This window comes from Ignavibacteriales bacterium, from assembly GCA_026390775.1.
Lineage (GTDB): Bacteria > Bacteroidota > Ignavibacteria > Ignavibacteriales > Melioribacteraceae > Fen-1258.
Window position 1 is genome coordinate 1,035,654 of the sequence record JAPLFF010000007.1, and the last position, 17,231, is coordinate 1,052,884.

Consider the following 17,231-nt stretch of genomic DNA (forward strand, 5'->3'; position numbering starts at 1 on the left):
TAAGCGATGGCAAACACGATTAATCACCCGACAATGAGCGTGGACGAAATTATTCGTCCTACGCGTTTAGAAATTGATCTGAAAATTTTATCCGATAATTTTAATAAAATAAAAAAGTTTGTTTCACCGGCGAAGATGATGCCGATCTTAAAAGCCAACGCTTACGGACACGGATTGGTAAGAGTTGCTCGATTGATGCAGGAACTAAAATCAGATTGTGTCGGAGTCGCTGTTCTTGAAGAAGGAATTCTTTTGCGGGAACAGGGAATTACAATTCCAATTTTAGTACTGGGAGGAATTTGGGGAAATCAAATTCCGCTTTTCTTAAAACATGATTTAACAATTACAGCGTCTTCCATTGGTAAGTTGAATCAAATAGATGAACTTGCTTCGATGATGAAAACAAAAGCTAAAGTTCATCTAAAGATTGATACAGGAATGGAACGGATCGGGGTTCATTATTATACTGCGGAAAAATTTCTTGATGCCGCTGTTAAATGTAAAAATATTAGAATAGACGGAATATATTCTCATCTTGCAAATTCGGAACTGAGAGACACATCCTATACGCGCACACAACTTGAAAGATTCCACGATGTATTAAAGTTCTTCGAAAAACATTCTATCGAAATGCCGCTTCGTCATATCGCAAACTCTGGTGCAATACTTCAAATGTCCGAAGCCAATCTTGATATGGTGCGTCCCGGAATTTTATTATACGGAGTTTATCCTTCACAAGAAATCCCACAAACGATAAAAGTCCATCCGGCATTAACATGGAAATCGTTGGTAGTTTATTTTAAAATCATCAAAGCGGGTCATCCTGTCGGATATGGTTTAACGTGGAAGCCCGAGCACGACATCCGAGCAGTTACTATTCCTCTCGGTTATGGAGATGGGTATTTGCGAAGCATGACTCACAAAGCTGAGGTTTTAATCCGTGGAAAACGTTATCCTGTTGTTGGATCAATTTCAATGGATCAAATTGTTGTGAACATCGAAAACGATTCTGCATTTAACGGCGATGAAGTTATTTTGATTGGTCAAGACGGTTCAAATAAAATTACAGTTGAAGAACTAGCGGATTGGGCAGGAACAATTCCTTATGAAATTCTAACTAATATAAATACGCGGGTGCCGAGAGTTTACTTGGAATAATCTTTCAATCAATTTCCACAGCAACAGAAAAAATAGCAAGCAGCCGTTGTTCTAATGCTTCGATCCCTTCTTTAATTATTTCTCTCGTTGTCTCTGATTCTTCCGAAATATCGGAAATCATTTTTTTGTAGTAGCTAATACCTTCTAAAAGATTCGCGGTAAACATATTATAAAACTCTTCATCTTTTGCAGAAAACTCGTTTTCATTTTCATCCATCTTTTTCTGAAGGTAATCTATATAGAGCCCGAGTTCTTTTACAAACATATTCGGTCTGTTAGGATGGGTGATGAGATCTATTCTACCGTAAATGTGATCAACCATTTCGTGCAGAGAAACAATTTTTGAATAGTATGCCAGGTTAGGTCCGGGACATACAGACACTGAGCGGCTTAATTTTGGTGTTGCAATATTATTTACGATCAATGCCGGAACGGTAAGCCCTTCACACAAACAAACTTTGTTAACAACTTTATCGAATTGTTTTTTGTATTCATCTTCGTTTGTATAATTTTCTTTCAGCTCGGCAATTTTTTTGTTGATGTATGTGATTGAAGCAGTGCACAGCGGTTTATCAGAAAAATCTTTATTCGACAATAAAAACTTTTTGGGGCAAGGACTGCCGGGTTTTCCGTTTTCAATTCTTTCCATTTTTTCAATGTCTTTGCTGTTGCCGCGCAGACTGTTGAAAGGAATTCCCAATGGAGAGATATCACTTAAATATAAATCCTCTTCTCCTGCAGCAGAAAGTTTCTGCAATGTATAATCATCAACATTCATTACTTCCGGCACCAAAAGAAACGGGCTTCCCCATCCAACCGATTTAACTCCGTAATAGCGAAGAAGAAATTCCTGTTCGCTTGATTTACCCACTCCACCTTGAACGGTTACATCATAATTTAATTTTTCGGCATCAACGGAAATTTCTTTTTTGATGAGCGCGGGTAGATATATTTCTTTTAACGTGTTCAGCAATTCGTCTTTTTTATTTTTGAATTCTTCGAGAATCGGACCGAGCAATAAACCGTCTGTTGCAAATGCATGTCCGCCGCAGTTTAAACCGGATTCAATTCGATACTCCGAAATCCATAATCCTTTCTTAGCTAAAAACTTTCCTTGAATCAATGCGGAGCGGTAATCGCTGACTTTAATAACAATTTTCTTTTTAAAACTGCTTTCCTCGTTTGGATAAAAATCTTTAAACGTTTCAATGTAGCCGTACAATTTCGGATTCATGCCTGCAGAAAAAACAATTGAGCTTTCAAGATCGCTCATAGCAAATCCGCGCAAGGCAGCATGTGCATCATTAAATTCATGCGATAGTTGAGTGCCCTCAGAATTATAATTTGCTTTGTCCACCTTGGTCATAATGTTTACATCAATCGAGCCGGAATAAATATTATTTCGTAATTCATTCTGTAAATTTATTCGAGCTTGCTCGTCTTCAGAGTTCAGCATTTCATAATATTTGATTTTCAATTCAGATGAGTCCGGAAGCATTTCAAAATATTTTGTAATCTCGCTTCCAATTTCAAACGGAGAGTTTTTTAATTCTTCGAATTGTTCTTTCACTAATTGTTTAACCATATTCAAGTATGCGCTTATTCTTAGAGAGCGTGCTTCATCGCTGTCTTCAATTTTTACGTATGGTCTGCCTAATTTTTCGAGGTAATGCTGGCGTAGTCGCTCCACCAAAGTATCGTCAACGAGCGACATAACAGACGATATTCCGTACTTCGCTACTTTAAGAGGTGCATCAACTGAGTAAGCAACACCGAGAACGGGAATGTGAAATTTATGTCCGAAAGATTTAAACACTTTTTTCCAAATAATTTGTACAATAGTTTGTTTCTGATTTCAATTGCGAGGAAATAAAACTTGTGAGATAAATAATATCTTCAGTTGCTTGGGTTAATTCCTTTCGCAACTAAAAATAGTAATTAATCCTTTGCAAACTTTGCGCGGATGGCGGTTTTAATCAACTTTTACAATACTTTTACAATTCTACAAGTAATATGGAAGAGGTTGTTGTTGAGTAGTTTGTTACACATTTTTGATATTAAATTTTTCTAATACTTCATCCGTTGTTGTTCTACTATAATAACTCATACATTTATTAGTAACATTTTTCCTCAACTCTGGATTTGTTAGAATATTATCAAAAAAATCTAGAAACCCTTTCAAAAATAATTCAACCAAAGAATTGATTCTAATTATGAAATATTCGTCCAATATTCCCTCTCCCAAAGCATCGATGGCTTCTTTTTCATTAGTTTCTTTTAGAGTGTAAATACCTTTTTTAGCTTTTCTTTCTTCGACAAGAGATGAATTCGCCGTAAGTGTATGGAGTATTCCGCATCGTGCTGAATACAAGTCAATAGCAGTGAATGGCAATTCTTTATCGCCGATTAGCCATCTGTTGACCCATTCAATAAATCTTTTTCGTCCAGATTTATTATTTGAGTATAAATGTCCAGCACTATCAATAGCGGTAAAAAGTATCATAAGTGTTGGTAAGACATAATTGTTTTCCAAACATAAATTTATTGCAAATACGATTTCTTCGTATCTATTATTCAGCAATAACAAGGGGTCGTTACTTTTAAACTCGCTTTTGGTCTTTTCGTCCATTTTATTCTAACAGTATCGTTTATAATTATTCTGAATTAATTCCGTCTTCCGTTTCACCTTTCACGTTTCACTTTTTACGCTCTTATCTGCTCATCGAATACGGTGCAGAATTTTTATCAACCGCCCAATTTTTATTCGGATGATCTTGCATTACAAATTTCAATTCCCCGCCGCTAACAATTTCTTTATGTGTAAGATAACTTCTGTCAATACTTTTACCATTCAGCCAAACTTCTTTTATATAAATATTTTTCTCAGAAAGATTTTCTGCGGTAATTTTAAATTTCTTTCCGTTCTCTAAATTAATTGTTGCTTTATCAACACAAGGACTCCCGATAACATATTCATTGCTTCCCGGCGCAACGGGATAAAAACCCATTACGCTGAAAATATACCAGGCAGACATTTGTCCGCAGTCATCGTTACCGCAAAGACCGTGCGGTTCTGGTTTGTACATTGTGTTTACTATCTGATGAATTCTTTCTTGTGTTTTCCACGGCGCTCCCGCAAAGTTATACATGTACGGCACATGGTGAGACGGCTCGTTGCCGTGAACATAATTGCCGATCATTCCGACTTTTGTAACATCTTCGCTCTCGCCAAAATATTTTTCCGGCAGATCAACTGTGAAAAGTGAATCGAGCCAGGTTACAAGTTTTTCTTTTCCGCCGAGAAGTTGAATAAATCCTTTCACGTCGTGCGGAACATACAGAGAATAATTCCATGCGTTTCCTTCTATATAGCCTTGGTTAATTACGCTTAACGGGTCAAACGGAAATTTAAATGTTCCGTCTGATTTCTTTGCTCGCAAGTAATGAGTTTCTTTGTCATAAATATTTTTGTAACTGTTCGCACGTTTCAAAAATTCATCTGCCTCTTTTTTATTGCCGAGCTTTTCTGCCATTTTGTAAATCGTCCAATCATCGTAAGCATATTCCAAAGTTTTTGATGCGGAGTTCGAACTCAAATCTTCCGGCACGAAACCATATTTTTTGTATGCACCGATTCCATCATACAAATCATAATTAGCGCTGGCTGTAGCTGCTTCAAACGCTTTGTTCACATCAAATCCTCTAATCCCTTTCATGTAAGCATCAACAATAACCGGAACGGCATGGTAGCCGATCATGCACCAGTTTTCATTTGCCCAATGAGACCAAACCGGCAATATTTTATGAACGCTTTGCTCGTAATGCGCGAGCATTGAGTTAACAATATCGCCCGTGCGTTTTTGCTGAATGATTGTGTAGAGAGGATGAAGCGCGCGGTATGTGTCCCACAAAGAAAAAGTAGTATAATCTGTAAACTTGTTCGACTTGTGAATGTTCTGATCCAATCCGCGGTATTCTCCGTTTACATCGGAAAAAATATTAGGATTCAAAAAGCTGTGATACATCGCCGTATAAAAATTTATTTTTCTCTCTTCACTCGTTTCAATTGTAATTTTAGAAAGTTCTTTGTTCCATTTTTCTTTTGCCCGATCTTTAACTTTTTCAAAATCCCAGCCAGGTATTTCTGCTTTTAGATTTTCGATTGCGTTTGCGGTGCTTACACCGCTTAGAGCAACTTTAACTAAAATTATTTCTCCATTTTCAGTTTCAAAGTTGAAAGCGCATTTTACTTTATGTCCGGCGCGTTCAGGAAAATTTTCGTTCTGATTAAACTTCCGCCAGAATCCTCCGTAAACACTTTGTTCATCGTTACGTAATTGATAAGATTTTATCGGCTTGGAAAACTCCATTGCAAAATAAACGTAACGTGTTCGCGCCCATCCGTTTGTCTGCCGGAATCCTGTAACCAACTTATTATTTTCAACACGCACCGAAGACCAAACAACTTTTCCATCATAATTATAGATGCCGGAAGTTAGATCAAGAATTATATGTGCATCATTTGCTTTCGGAAATTTGTATTTGTGAAATCCAACCCGTTCGCTCGCCGTTAATTCTACATCTATATTATAGTCATCAAGATGAACAGCATAATAACCGGGATTCGCTTTTTCTGTGTTGTGAGAAAATCGTGAGCGGTATCCGCTTTCGGGATTTTCTTTTGTCCCGGGATTTAATTTCAACTTGCCGATTGTCGGCATAATCAGGAAATCGCCAAGATCCGAATGCCCGGTTCCATTCATGTGCGTGTGGGAAAATCCAACAATTGTTTTATCTGCGTACTGATAACCTGCGCAATATTTATAAACATCGGGATTATAGCCTTTGCCGTAACTGTACAAAACAGAATCTGTTTCGGGACTAAGCTGCACCAATCCAAACGGAACTGCTGCGCCGGGATATGTATGCCCCATATCATCCGTACCAATAAATGGATTAACATAATCGTAAGGAGTTTTTGTTTTATTCTGCGCTAAAAAATTTGTCGAAAACAGAATGATGATAAGTAAAAGAAAATATTTTTTAGTCATTTTGATTCCTTGGAAGACAAATAGTGAGAGAATAAATACTATTTCTTCACTCTGCGTTCTTCGTTCTACGCTCTGCACTCTACATTCTTAGTTCTAATGATATTCAATCGTGCTTCCGCCAATAAACTCCCGCATTACTGAATCGCCAGGAACAGGTGAATCGTCTTCAATCGGTTCAATTGCTTCGAGCATTTTCTTAACGCGTGAAGCGCGCGTGTATGCATCTTCTCTCAAAGGATCGTTTTGATATTTCTTTTCCCATTCAATAAAATGAGCTAAAAGTTTTGGTCGGTATAACGAAATTTCATACGGCATGGAAGTATTCACAATATAATCCGCGGTATTGCTGTATGGAAGAATATTCCTTTTTTCAGATGCCCGCACGTAATGCCAATGCAATAATGTTTGTTCGGGATTATAAGCGCGGTGAACAGAATCTCTCAGCATGCGGCGAATCAAACGTAAATCAGTCCAGCGGATATATTCTCCGTTCGGCATTTTCATTTGCAGTAACGGTTCAAGGTAGAGTTTAAATTTTTGTGAAGCAGGAATTTCTTTGCTGAACTCCGGAAACAATCCGTGGAGACTATCAATAAGCAAAACTTCATGATCGTGTATTTGAAGCGGTGTTCTGTCTGCTAGTCTTTTACCGGTCTTAAAATCATAGTAAGGAATTTTAACTTCTTCACCAGCAGCGAGCCGTTTTAAATGATCGTTGATCATTTCAAGATCGAGTGCTTGCGGAGTTTCGAAATCATAATCACCAAATTCATCTTTAGGATGCATTTCAAGATCAAAGAAATAATTATCAACAACCAGCGGGACAAAACTCATTCCGCTTTTTTTCAAACGCTGTTCAAGTTTCATTGTTGTTGTCGTTTTGCCGGAAGACGAAGGTCCGCTTACCATTACCATTTTTAATTCGCTGCTTCTTTCTTTGATTAGTTCAGCAGCAGTATCAAGTTGTGTTTCGTAAAATGATTCTGCTTCGTGAACGATGTGCGGAAATTCTCCATTACGGATTCTTGCATTGGCAGCTTCAACTGTGTTTAGATTATGCGTAACCGCCCAATCAAGAGAGCGCCAAACTTTTCTCCATGGAATCAATTCGTTCGGTTTGGAAAAATGGCGTGAGTCCGCGCGTCTTCTTTGAGCTGCTTCTTCCCTATAAAGAATAAATTCTTTTGCAACTTTAGCGTGTCCGTTCTCAATCAAAACTTTTTCAATTATATCTTGTATCTCTTCAACTTGCGGTCTATAACCTTCTTCAAATGTTTCTTCCATCATAGTCACAACTTTTTTAGCAAGTTCAAAAGATTTTTCTTTATCGCGTCCTCCGACAGAAACCGCCGCTCTGTAAATAACATTTGCAATTCTATCGGGATTAAAAGGAACAACTGCCCCGCTTCTTTTAATTACATATTTGAACTTGCTCATTATTTCTCCAGATCACTGTAAAAAAAAATTTTACTGTTATAATATAACCAGCTTACTTTTTAATTGCTGATTCCAACACAAACCGAAGCATGTAAAAATCTATCGTTCGAAAATCTTTATAATATTAACTGAGTTTATTTTTTGTCAACTATTTCCATTACATCGGTCTTATTCGGAACAACACACAAAAACTCAAACGGTTCATTGCCTATATTTTTGTAACTATGTGGAGTGTTGGCAGGAATGAACACAATATCATCCTTCTTTGCTTCGAACTCACAACCGCCGATAATCACTTTCGCATTTCCGTTGAGTACAAGTTGTTCATGTTCAACTGTGTTTGTATGCATCGGCATTCCGCCGCCCGGCTCTATCGAAAATTTACGCATTGCGAAATTTGGTCCCTCTTCCGATGAAATTAAAACTTGCTTTGATGTTTTCTCTCCTGCTTTAACTTCTTCTTTTGGAATGTTGTTGAGCGGTTTTACGAACATAATTTCTTCCCTTTCTATTATAATAGATATAATTGCTACAAAATTAACTAAAATTAAATTTTGACCCAGAATAAGTTTTTGTAATTTCCACACAAGAAAAATTTAACGAATAATACATCAACTTAATATTACGGGTACATTATGAAATTAATCAGACTAATATTATTCATTGCGATGTTAACTTCATCATTTTTAACTGCATCTTCCAAACAAAAAATTCTAACAACTGCTGAGAAAACAAATTTTGAATCAACATCACGTTACAGCGAAGTGATGTTTTTTTTCAAACAGCTTAAAAAGAATTATCCTAATAATATTAGAATTGAATCTCTTGCAAAAAGTATTGAAGGAAGAGATGTTCCGCTTATCATCATGGGAAAACCGCTTCCAAGATCGCCGAAAGAACTAACAAAAGATAAACGCATTGTAATTTATGTTCAGGCAAATATTCATGCCGGAGAAGTTGAAGGAAAAGAAGCAATACAAATGATCGCTCGTGATATTTTATTAAAAGAAACACCTGATTATTTAAAAAATGTTGTTCTTCTAATTTGTCCAATATTCAATTCGGACGGCAACGAACAAATCAGCAAGCAAAACAGAACCAATCAGAATGGACCTGTTAATGGTGTTGGCGTACGCCACAATGGACAAATGCTTGATCTGAACCGCGATGCAATGAAACTTGAATCTCCTGAAGACCGCGGATTTGTATCGGCAATGAATCGCTGGGACCCTTCTCTATTTATTGATCTTCACACAACGAACGGTTCTTATCATCAAGAGCCGTTAACATACACATGGATGGTTAATCCAAACGGTGACAGAGGTTTGATAAATTATATGCGCGATAAAATGATGCCTTGGATGAAAACAACCTTAACGGAAAAATATAAACAGCAAAATGTTTTTTATGGAGAGTTCTTTGATCAACGCGCACCGGAAAAAGGATGGTACTATGATGCAGTTCAACCGCGTTACATTGTAAACTATGTCGGTTTGAGAAACCGTCTTTCTATTTTGAACGAGAACTATGTTTATGCAGATTTTAAAACGCGCGTTACCGGATGCTATAATTTACTTAGATCACTCTTGGATTACGTTTCCGCGAACAAAGATGAAATAAAAAATATGCTGAAAGAAGTTGATGCAAAAACAATTGTGCGCGGAATGAATCCAACTGAAAAAGATTCTTTTTCTGTTGATTATACTTACAAACCAACTCCTCAACCGGAAATAATTAATGCATTCGAGATGGAACCGTACAAAGATGCGAACGGAAGAGACCGGTTAAAACCAACCGATAAAGTTAAAACCGTTACCGTTCCTTACCTTGCGGATTATTTTTCCAAACGAAGTGTGCAGTTTCCTTATGCTTATATTATCACCATTCCGGATGCTCAAGTGATTAATCTTCTTAAGATGCACGGAATCAAAATTGAAAAATTGGAAAAAACAATAACGATTGATGTTCAAACAATAAAAACAAAAGAGTTAAAACCGGCGGCACGCTTGAATCAAGGACATTATAACAATTCTATCAAGGTTGAATATATTAACGAGAAAAAGGAATTTGCGGCGGGAAGTTTAATTGTGCGTACATCTCAACGATTAGCAAATGTTGCTGCATATCTGCTTGAACCGGAAACTGATGACGGTTTGCTCTATTGGAATTATTGGGATAAATATCTTGTGCCGCAATGGGGCGGAATGTTTTTGCCGTATCCTGTTGCAAAAGTTTTAACCGTACAGGAAATTCCATCGAAGGAATTGAAATAAATTTCTCCAGGGTTCAATTTATTGAACTCCATATCAAGTTTTGGTTTTCATCGCCAGCCATTCATACAATCTACCCGGCAGACAACCAACAAACCTCGTTAACAAAACCATCTGCCATGGGAATTGTATTACGCGTTTCTCTTTTTTTATTCCATCTATTATTATATATGCGGCTTTCTCTGCCGACATTAGCAAAGGCATTTTAAATTTATTCTGGTCCGTCATCGGAGTTTTTACAAATCCAGGTTTAACGGTAATAACATTTATTCCATAACGTTTTAATTCAACGCGTAATCCTTCAAGATAAATTGATGCGGCGGCTTTGCTTGCACCATAGAATCCGCTTCCGGAGTAACCGCGGTTATCAGCAAGAGATGAAACCCCGACTATCATTCCTTCTTTACTTTTTACAAATTCAGGAAGCAGTTGTTCAACCCAATAAACTATTCCAAAAATATTAGCGCCGAAAGTTTCTTCTGCAAAACGTGAATTATAATTTTCTACTGTAACATTATGTCCAATGCCAGCATTTAAAATTGCTACATCAACTTTTTCGAATTTTTCTTTGATCTTGTTATATGCGGAAACAACTTCTTCTTTTTTGCTAACATCACATTTCAAAATAAGTGGTTGGTTATTGGTAATTAGTGATTGATGTAAATATTTTTCAATCAATTCAGTACGCCGAGCCGTTAAAACTAATTTACAATTCGCTTCTAAAAGTTTAACTGCTATTGCTTTTCCAATTCCGGTAGAGGCGCCGGTGATCAAAACAACTTTGTTATTAAAATTCATAATGATCTCATATAAAAAAATATTTCCATTTCAAAATCGTCATTCTTAAATCCTAAACCAAAAAATCAACAGTTTTTTTAGATAGAACAAAATTTGTATCTTTTCACAATTCTAATTTAAAATTTATGAATAGCGAATTTCTCGAAATAGAAAATGTGTTCGTCAACGCAGAGATTGTTGATATAAACTTTACGTGCGATCTTGCAAAATGCAAAGGTGCGTGTTGTACAATGGAAAGTGAGTTCGGCGCGCCAATTTCTAAAAACGAAATTGAAGAGATCAATAAAGTTCTTCCTGTTATATTAGAATATTTACCGAAAGATCACGTCGAAGAGATCAACAAGAACGGATTTTGGATGAATGTGAATGATGAGTTAATGACACGAAGTCTAAACAAGAGAGCCTGCGTTTTCGTAACTTGGGATAGTGATATTGCAAAGTGCGGGATAGAGAAAGCACATAACGACGGAAAGATTGATTTTATAAAGCCTGTATCTTGTCATTTATTTCCAATTCGAATTTCAAATTTTAGCGGACCTGTACTGCGTTATGAAAGATATTCAGATTGTGGGCCCGCATTGGAAAAAGGAAATAATACTCAAATAAAAATTTTAGATTTCTGCCGTACTGCTCTTGAGAGAGAATTCGGCAAAGAGTGGTTTGAAGAAACAAAAAAAGCGGTTGATAATTAACTATGTTGTCACTTCATCAAAGATTGTCTTTACAGCAAAAACTTTCTCCGCAGCAGATCCAATATCAGAAACTGCTGCAGTTGAATACTCTTGCGCTTGAACAGCGAATCAAAACAGAACTTGAGTTAAATCCGATACTTGAAGAATCTCTTGATGAAGAATTTGAATTATCACAGGAAGAGAATGAAGATTCTGATGAAGGCGAAGAATTAAAAACTGCCGACGAAGAAGAAAAATACGACAGTAAAGAAGATGAGTTCGATCTTGAAGATTACATGAATGAGGCTGAATCGGAACATGAGTTTGACCGCATGAATAGAAGCCGTGACGATGAAAAGATTCGTCCGATCACTCCTCAGAAAAAATCCCTACGAGAAAATTTGATGGACCAGCTTCATATGCTCGATCTTACAGAAGAAGAGACGATCTTGGGCGAAAATATAATCGGTGGATTGGATAAGGACGGTTATTTCAAACAGAGTTTAGAAAAGATGGTTCACGAATTAAATTTGTTTGAAAATATAAAAGTAACAGTTGAGGATGCTGAAAAAATAATTAAGCAGATCCAAACGCTTGAACCGATTGGCATTGCTACAAGAAATTTACAGGAAGGTCTTCTTGTCCAGATTAGAAATTCATCTTACGATCCATACTATTCTTATATCGCAGAGAAAATTCTATCAGAACATTTTGAAGATTTTGCAAATAGGCGGTTCGATGCTATTCAGAAAGATCTTGATCTTTCAAAAGAAACTTTACGCACAACAATTGATGTGATTCAGAAATTAAATCCACGGCCGGGAGAAGGTAACATTGATTCCGAAGAGATGAATCAGATCACGCCGGATTTTCTTATAGAAAAAGTTGAAGAGAATTATATTGTTACTTTAAACGATAGAAGTGTTCCATCCGTAACAATAAGTAAAACTTATCTTGAAATGATAGACACTAACAAACGGAAAAGAAAAATTTCCAATCGTGAAAAAGAAACTTATAAGTTCTTGAGGGAAAAGTTTGATTCTGCAAAATGGTTTATTGCATCAATTCAACAACGGCGACATACATTAATGAAGATCATGCGCGCTATTCTTGAAAAGCAATATGAATTTTTCGAGATGGGTCCCCGTTTTCTCAAACCGATGATCTATAAAGATATTGCCGATGAAATTGGAATGGATATTTCCACCATCAGCCGCGTTGTAAATGGAAAATTTGTTCAGAGTCCGCAAGGTATTCATGAATTAAAATATTTTTTCAGCGAAGGACTTTCTACTGATAGCGGCGATGATATTTCGAACAAACATATTAAAGAACTGATAAAAGAAATTTGCGACAACGAACCGAAGGACAGTCCTTATAGTGACGATAGAATTGCAAGCATACTTCAGGAAAAAGGAATACACGTAGCTCGCCGAACGATTGCTAAATACCGCGAGGCGCTCAAAATATCCGTCGCGCGTTTGCGAAGGGAATTATGATTGCTATTGATGTTTTTATTATCATTTTACTCTTCACACTATTTGCTTTTTCACACACGCTGCTGGCATCGAATAAAATAAAAATTGCACTTGCAGAAAAACTTGGCGTAAAGATAGCTTTCTACCGGTTGTTTTATAATTTATCCTCATTGTTATTTTTTATTGTCTTCTATGCGGCAGCACCAAAACCTAATGTAATTGTTTACGACTTACAGTTTCCTTTCGATATTATTACATTTGCACTCCAAGTTCTTTCGCTAATTGGATTAGTCTGGGCAACGCGACCGATCGACTTAAAAGAATTTCTCGGAACAGCTCAGATAGAACGTTACTTGCGTGGTGAATACAAAGTTGAAGATCTAGATGAAAGACAAACTTTAAGGATCGAAGGTGCGTTTAAATTTGTACGTCATCCGATTTACTTGTTCTCAATTTTGTTTTTAGGTCTGCGTCCAACAATGAGTTTGTTTTACTTTATCATGTTCATTTGCATCGTTGTTTATTTTTATATCGGTTCGATTTATGAAGAACGGAAGCTTGTAGAAAAATTTGGCGATGAATACATAGAATATCAGAAAAATATTCCGCGATTGGTCCCTTTTGCGAAGTCATACTTGCAAAAGCCGGTATCCAAAATAGATTCCGGATCAAGTCCGGAATGACATTATTAAATTGGAGAGAGAAATGAAAATTCGATCAACAACAATTTTAGGAATAATTAAAGACGGGCAAGCGGCACTTGGCGGAGACGGACAAGTTACGCTCGGCAACACGGTGATGAAGCATAACTCAATGAAGATCCGCAAGCTTCTTAATGGAAAAGTTATTTGCGGATTTGCAGGATCTACCGCAGATGCATTCACACTCTTAGCAAGATTTGAAGAAAAGCTTGAACAGTACAGCGGTAATGTTTACCGCGCCGTTGTTGAACTTGCAAAAGACTGGCGGACAGATAAATATTTACGGAAACTTGAAGCAATGCTAGCAATCGTTTCGGAAGATAAAGCATTTATTGTTTCGGGTACCGGAGATGTAATCGAACCGGAAGATAATATTGTAGCAATCGGAAGCGGTGGAATGTATGCTCTTGCCGCAGCAAAGATGTTAAAAAAATATAGCAACCTTTCTTCAAAAGAAATTGTAGAAGAAGCACTGAAAGTCGCAGCAGATATCTGCATTTATACAAACGAAAAAATTACTGTCGAAGTGATCGGCAAATGAGGAAACGAGTAATGAAGAACAATATCACAAAAGATCTTACACCTACACAAATTGTAAAAGAGCTGGACAAATATATCATCGGACAAGATGATGCAAAACGCGCTGTTGCAATTGCGTTACGGAATAGATGGAGACGCAGACAGGTTGATGAGAGTATGCGGGAAGAAATTATGCCGAACAATATTATTCTGATCGGTCCGACCGGAGTTGGTAAAACCGAGATCGCACGCCGTCTTGCTAAACTTTCCGGTGCGCCATTTATAAAAGTTGAGGCATCTAAATATACCGAGGTTGGTTACGTTGGCCGTGATGTTGAATCAATGATACGCGATCTTGCTGAGCTTGCCGTTAGTATGGTTCGTTCCGAAAAGACAAACGAAGTACAGGAAAAAGCAGAGCGGGTGGCGGAAGAAAGAATTTTAGATCAACTAATTCCTCCGCAGAAAAAATCTTCAACGGTTGAAGATGAAAATGGCGAGAGCGAAGAATTGCGCAACGAAAAAACACGCGAGTGGATGAGAGAAAAACTCCGCAATGGAGAGATGGATGATAAGTTAATTGAGTTCGATACATCTGCGCCAGCATTCGGTATGCAAGTTCTTGGTCCGATGGGAATGGATGATATGACGATGAACTTGCAAGAGATGATGAGCAGTATGATTCCCAAAAAGAAAAAGAAACGCAAAACGCCGATACGCGAAGCAAGAAAAATTATTGCGCAGGAAGAGGCAGAAAAATTAATTGATCTGGAAGCTGTTCAGCGCGAAGCAATTAAACGCGTTCAAGAATCCGGAATTGTATTTATTGATGAGATAGATAAAATTGCCGGCGCCAAAAGTCAGCAAGGACCGGATGTTTCTCGCGAAGGAGTACAGCGCGATCTTCTTCCGATAGTTGAAGGCTCAACGGTAAATACAAAATACGGTCCGGTAAAAACCGATCATGTTTTGTTCATCGCTTCCGGCGCATTTCATGTTTCAAAACCGAGCGATCTTATTCCGGAACTTCAAGGAAGATTTCCAATTCGCGTTGAATTGAAAAGTCTGAGTGAAGATGATTTTGTAAAGATTCTTACTATTCCGCAAAATGCGTTGCTCAAACAATATTCCGCGCTGCTGCAAACGGAGGGCGTTCAAATTTCATTTAAGGATAATGCAATAACGGAGATCGCAAAAACAGCTGCGACCGTGAATGACCAGGTAGAAAATATCGGCGCAAGAAGATTGCACACAATTTTAACAACTCTTCTTGAAGATATTTTATTTGAAGTGCCGGATAAAATGCCCGAAGCGGCAATCGAAATCACCGGAGAGATGGTAAATGAAAAACTTGACAAGATTGTTAAGAACAGAGATTTGAGTAAATATATTTTATAGATTCTTTTTGTAAAGTTTGTGAATTAGAGATATAAAGAATGGCGATAAATATTATTTTCTTTGTTTCTGTAATTATTGTTGCGATTATTATTTCTAAATTTTATTCCGCCGTTCAACGATACCGCGCAATAAAAAAACTTCGTAATCAATGGGGAAAGTTTTCAGAGAATTCTACAGATCTGGAAATCTCAAAATTATTATTCCAATTCAAAGAGAAAAAAGAATCTGAAGATTATTACACACTAAATGATGGTACGTGGAATGACCTCGATATGGACGAATTTTTAAAAACTGTAGATAGAACCATTACACCTATCGGTGCACAATATCTTTATGATCTTTTAAGAATACCGCTTCTAACTCAAGAAGAACTAATTGCGCGGGAAAACATAATTAATGCTGTTTCAAAGAACCGCGCTTTAAGAGAAAAAATTCAAGTCGCTTTATTGCCACTTGCAGGACCTTATGTAAAATATTTAGTCTTTTCATTATGGACTCCTCTTCCGCAAAAGCCAAAATATGTTTTCGTATTTTATTGTCTGTCTGCACTTGCAATCTGGTTATTGATTTTAGTTCTTTCGGGTTTTTTACACGTTGGTTTTATAATTATTCCCTTTGCGGTTAATTCAGTTGTTCTTTTTCTAAATCAGAATAAGTTGAAACAATTTCTTGCGTCATTCCAGTATCTTGCAGTTTTAATCAATGTGGCAGGAAAAATTCATGATCTAATAAAAAATGATTTTCCGGAAGTCTGTGAAGATATAAATAAAAACTTAAAGCCTGTCAGGTCGGTTGCGTATAATATTTACTCCCTTCAACTAAGTGAGAATAATCCGATTGCTGCTTATTTCAATATTTATTTCTTGTCTCAAATAACCGGATTTTATTCCGCTTTAAATAAGATAAAAATTAATCTTCACGGTTTGCGAAAGCTTTTTGAAACGGTCGGATATTTAGATGCAATGATTTCAATTGCATCCTACAGGAAGCAGTTTCCCAATTTTACTACTCCTTTTTTTGGCAACAATTCTAATCACTTTAATGTTAAAGAAATATTTCATCCTTTAATTGTTGATCCCATCTCAAACGATTTTAGATTTGAATCGAAAAACATTCTTCTTACCGGATCCAACATGTCCGGCAAAACAACTTTCCTCAAAACGATTGGCATTAATGCCGTTCTTGCTCAAACCTTAAATATGTGTACAGCAAAAAAATATGAGGCCCCGTTTCTAAAAATAATTTCTTCCATTGAAAGAGCCGATGATTTAATGTCCGGCAAAAGTTATTATATGGCGGAAGTTGAATCTATTCTTAGAATTGTTAATGCTTCATGTACAAATAATATTAATTTGTTTATCATTGATGAAATTTTTAGGGGAACAAATTCAGTGGAAAGGACTGCAGCGTCAATTGAAGTTCTTAAATATTTGACAAACGGAAAAGATTTTACGATTCTAGCAACCCATGATTTGCAGTTAACTGAGATACTGAAAGAGAATTATCTAAACTATCACTTCCAGGAACAAATGACAGGAGACGGTCTTCACTTCGATTATAAACTTCATAAGGGAAACGCAACAAGCAAAAACGCAATTGCTCTTTTAGAATATGTCGGCTACCCCAAATCAATCGTTGATGGAGCAAAAAGGTTAATAGAAAAATGAAAGTTGTAAGTATTTTCTTTCCGGTTAGTTATATTTCCAACTGTCTATAAAATATTTATTTTTAGTTTAAACTTATTCGAGAA

14 protein-coding genes are annotated in these 17,231 nt (G+C 36.7%); 8 read left to right on the plus strand and 6 right to left on the minus strand.

The window, feature by feature from the left end; translation table 11 throughout:
• Positions 1 to 6: 6 nt before the first annotated feature.
• Entirely contained in the window at positions 7 to 1,158 is a 1,152-nt protein-coding gene (alr, locus tag NTZ27_09810; protein ID MCX6175034.1) for an alanine racemase, read from the plus strand.
• Positions 1,159 to 1,162: 4 nt separating this feature from the next.
• Here alr and NTZ27_09815 read toward each other — a convergent pair whose 3' ends face one another.
• From NTZ27_09815 to NTZ27_09835, 5 genes are all read right to left on the minus strand, one after another.
• A complete protein-coding gene (locus NTZ27_09815; GenBank protein ID MCX6175035.1) occupies positions 1,163 to 2,974 on the minus strand; it encodes a hypothetical protein in 1,812 nt (603 codons plus the stop codon).
• A gap of 225 nt (positions 2,975 to 3,199) precedes the next feature.
• Complete coding sequence (locus NTZ27_09820; GenBank protein ID MCX6175036.1) at positions 3,200 to 3,787, minus strand: hypothetical protein; 588 nt, start codon at positions 3,785 to 3,787, stop codon at positions 3,200 to 3,202.
• A gap of 82 nt (positions 3,788 to 3,869) precedes the next feature.
• Positions 3,870 to 6,209 (minus strand): GH92 family glycosyl hydrolase, encoded by a 2,340-nt coding sequence (locus tag NTZ27_09825; GenBank protein MCX6175037.1) that lies wholly within the window; start codon positions 6,207 to 6,209, stop codon positions 3,870 to 3,872.
• A 93-nt stretch (positions 6,210 to 6,302) separates the two neighbouring features.
• Positions 6,303 to 7,646 carry an ATP cone domain-containing protein gene (locus tag NTZ27_09830; protein ID MCX6175038.1) on the minus strand — a complete coding sequence of 448 codons (1,344 nt, stop codon included), beginning with the start codon at positions 7,644 to 7,646 and terminating at the stop codon, positions 6,303 to 6,305.
• A gap of 134 nt (positions 7,647 to 7,780) precedes the next feature.
• Entirely contained in the window at positions 7,781 to 8,140 is a 360-nt protein-coding gene (locus NTZ27_09835) for a cupin domain-containing protein (GenBank protein ID MCX6175039.1), read from the minus strand.
• 141 nt (positions 8,141 to 8,281) lie between these two features.
• Here NTZ27_09835 and NTZ27_09840 point away from each other — a divergent pair, with 141 nt between their 5' ends.
• Complete coding sequence (locus tag NTZ27_09840) at positions 8,282 to 9,919, plus strand: M14 family metallopeptidase (GenBank protein ID MCX6175040.1); 1,638 nt, start codon at positions 8,282 to 8,284, stop codon at positions 9,917 to 9,919.
• 33 nt (positions 9,920 to 9,952) lie between these two features.
• Here NTZ27_09840 and NTZ27_09845 read toward each other — a convergent pair whose 3' ends face one another.
• Complete coding sequence (locus NTZ27_09845; protein ID MCX6175041.1) at positions 9,953 to 10,714, minus strand: SDR family NAD(P)-dependent oxidoreductase; 762 nt, start codon at positions 10,712 to 10,714, stop codon at positions 9,953 to 9,955.
• A gap of 125 nt (positions 10,715 to 10,839) precedes the next feature.
• On the opposite strand from NTZ27_09845, the gene NTZ27_09850 reads away from it, so the two are divergent.
• From NTZ27_09850 to NTZ27_09875, 6 genes are read left to right on the plus strand one after another with little or no spacing between them, the layout of a single operon-like run.
• Positions 10,840 to 11,406, plus strand: a complete 567-nt coding sequence (locus tag NTZ27_09850; GenBank protein MCX6175042.1) for a DUF3109 family protein — start codon at positions 10,840 to 10,842, stop codon at positions 11,404 to 11,406.
• A gap of 2 nt (positions 11,407 to 11,408) precedes the next feature.
• Positions 11,409 to 12,884 (plus strand): RNA polymerase factor sigma-54, encoded by a 1,476-nt coding sequence (gene rpoN, locus NTZ27_09855; GenBank protein ID MCX6175043.1) that lies wholly within the window; start codon positions 11,409 to 11,411, stop codon positions 12,882 to 12,884.
• A complete protein-coding gene (locus NTZ27_09860; GenBank protein ID MCX6175044.1) occupies positions 12,881 to 13,546 on the plus strand; it encodes an isoprenylcysteine carboxylmethyltransferase family protein in 666 nt (221 codons plus the stop codon). The genes rpoN and NTZ27_09860 overlap by 4 nt, the downstream gene beginning before the upstream one ends.
• 22 nt (positions 13,547 to 13,568) lie before the next feature.
• A complete protein-coding gene (gene hslV, locus NTZ27_09865; protein MCX6175045.1) occupies positions 13,569 to 14,105 on the plus strand; it encodes an ATP-dependent protease subunit HslV in 537 nt (178 codons plus the stop codon).
• Between the two features lie 11 nt (positions 14,106 to 14,116).
• Positions 14,117 to 15,481, plus strand: coding sequence for an ATP-dependent protease ATPase subunit HslU (gene hslU, locus NTZ27_09870; protein ID MCX6175046.1), 1,365 nt, complete (start codon positions 14,117 to 14,119; stop codon positions 15,479 to 15,481).
• Between the two features lie 38 nt (positions 15,482 to 15,519).
• Positions 15,520 to 17,148, plus strand: coding sequence for a hypothetical protein (locus NTZ27_09875; protein MCX6175047.1), 1,629 nt, complete (start codon positions 15,520 to 15,522; stop codon positions 17,146 to 17,148).
• Positions 17,149 to 17,231 lie beyond the last annotated feature (83 nt).

Coding starts and splice junctions, on each gene's coding strand:
- alr (MCX6175034.1), top strand. CDS start 7: ATGGCAAACACGATTAATCACCCGACAATGAGCGTGGACGAAATTATT.
- NTZ27_09820 (MCX6175036.1), bottom strand. CDS start 3,787: ATGGACGAAAAGACCAAAAGCGAGTTTAAAAGTAACGACCCCTTGTTA.
- NTZ27_09825 (MCX6175037.1), bottom strand. CDS start 6,209: ATGACTAAAAAATATTTTCTTTTACTTATCATCATTCTGTTTTCGACA.
- NTZ27_09830 (MCX6175038.1), bottom strand. CDS start 7,646: ATGAGCAAGTTCAAATATGTAATTAAAAGAAGCGGGGCAGTTGTTCCT.
- NTZ27_09835 (MCX6175039.1), bottom strand. CDS start 8,140: ATGTTCGTAAAACCGCTCAACAACATTCCAAAAGAAGAAGTTAAAGCA.
- NTZ27_09840 (MCX6175040.1), top strand. CDS start 8,282: ATGAAATTAATCAGACTAATATTATTCATTGCGATGTTAACTTCATCA.
- NTZ27_09845 (MCX6175041.1), bottom strand. CDS start 10,714: ATGAATTTTAATAACAAAGTTGTTTTGATCACCGGCGCCTCTACCGGA.
- NTZ27_09850 (MCX6175042.1), top strand. CDS start 10,840: ATGAATAGCGAATTTCTCGAAATAGAAAATGTGTTCGTCAACGCAGAG.
- rpoN (MCX6175043.1), top strand. CDS start 11,409: ATGTTGTCACTTCATCAAAGATTGTCTTTACAGCAAAAACTTTCTCCG.
- NTZ27_09860 (MCX6175044.1), top strand. CDS start 12,881: ATGATTGCTATTGATGTTTTTATTATCATTTTACTCTTCACACTATTT.
- hslV (MCX6175045.1), top strand. CDS start 13,569: ATGAAAATTCGATCAACAACAATTTTAGGAATAATTAAAGACGGGCAA.
- hslU (MCX6175046.1), top strand. CDS start 14,117: ATGAAGAACAATATCACAAAAGATCTTACACCTACACAAATTGTAAAA.
- NTZ27_09875 (MCX6175047.1), top strand. CDS start 15,520: ATGGCGATAAATATTATTTTCTTTGTTTCTGTAATTATTGTTGCGATT.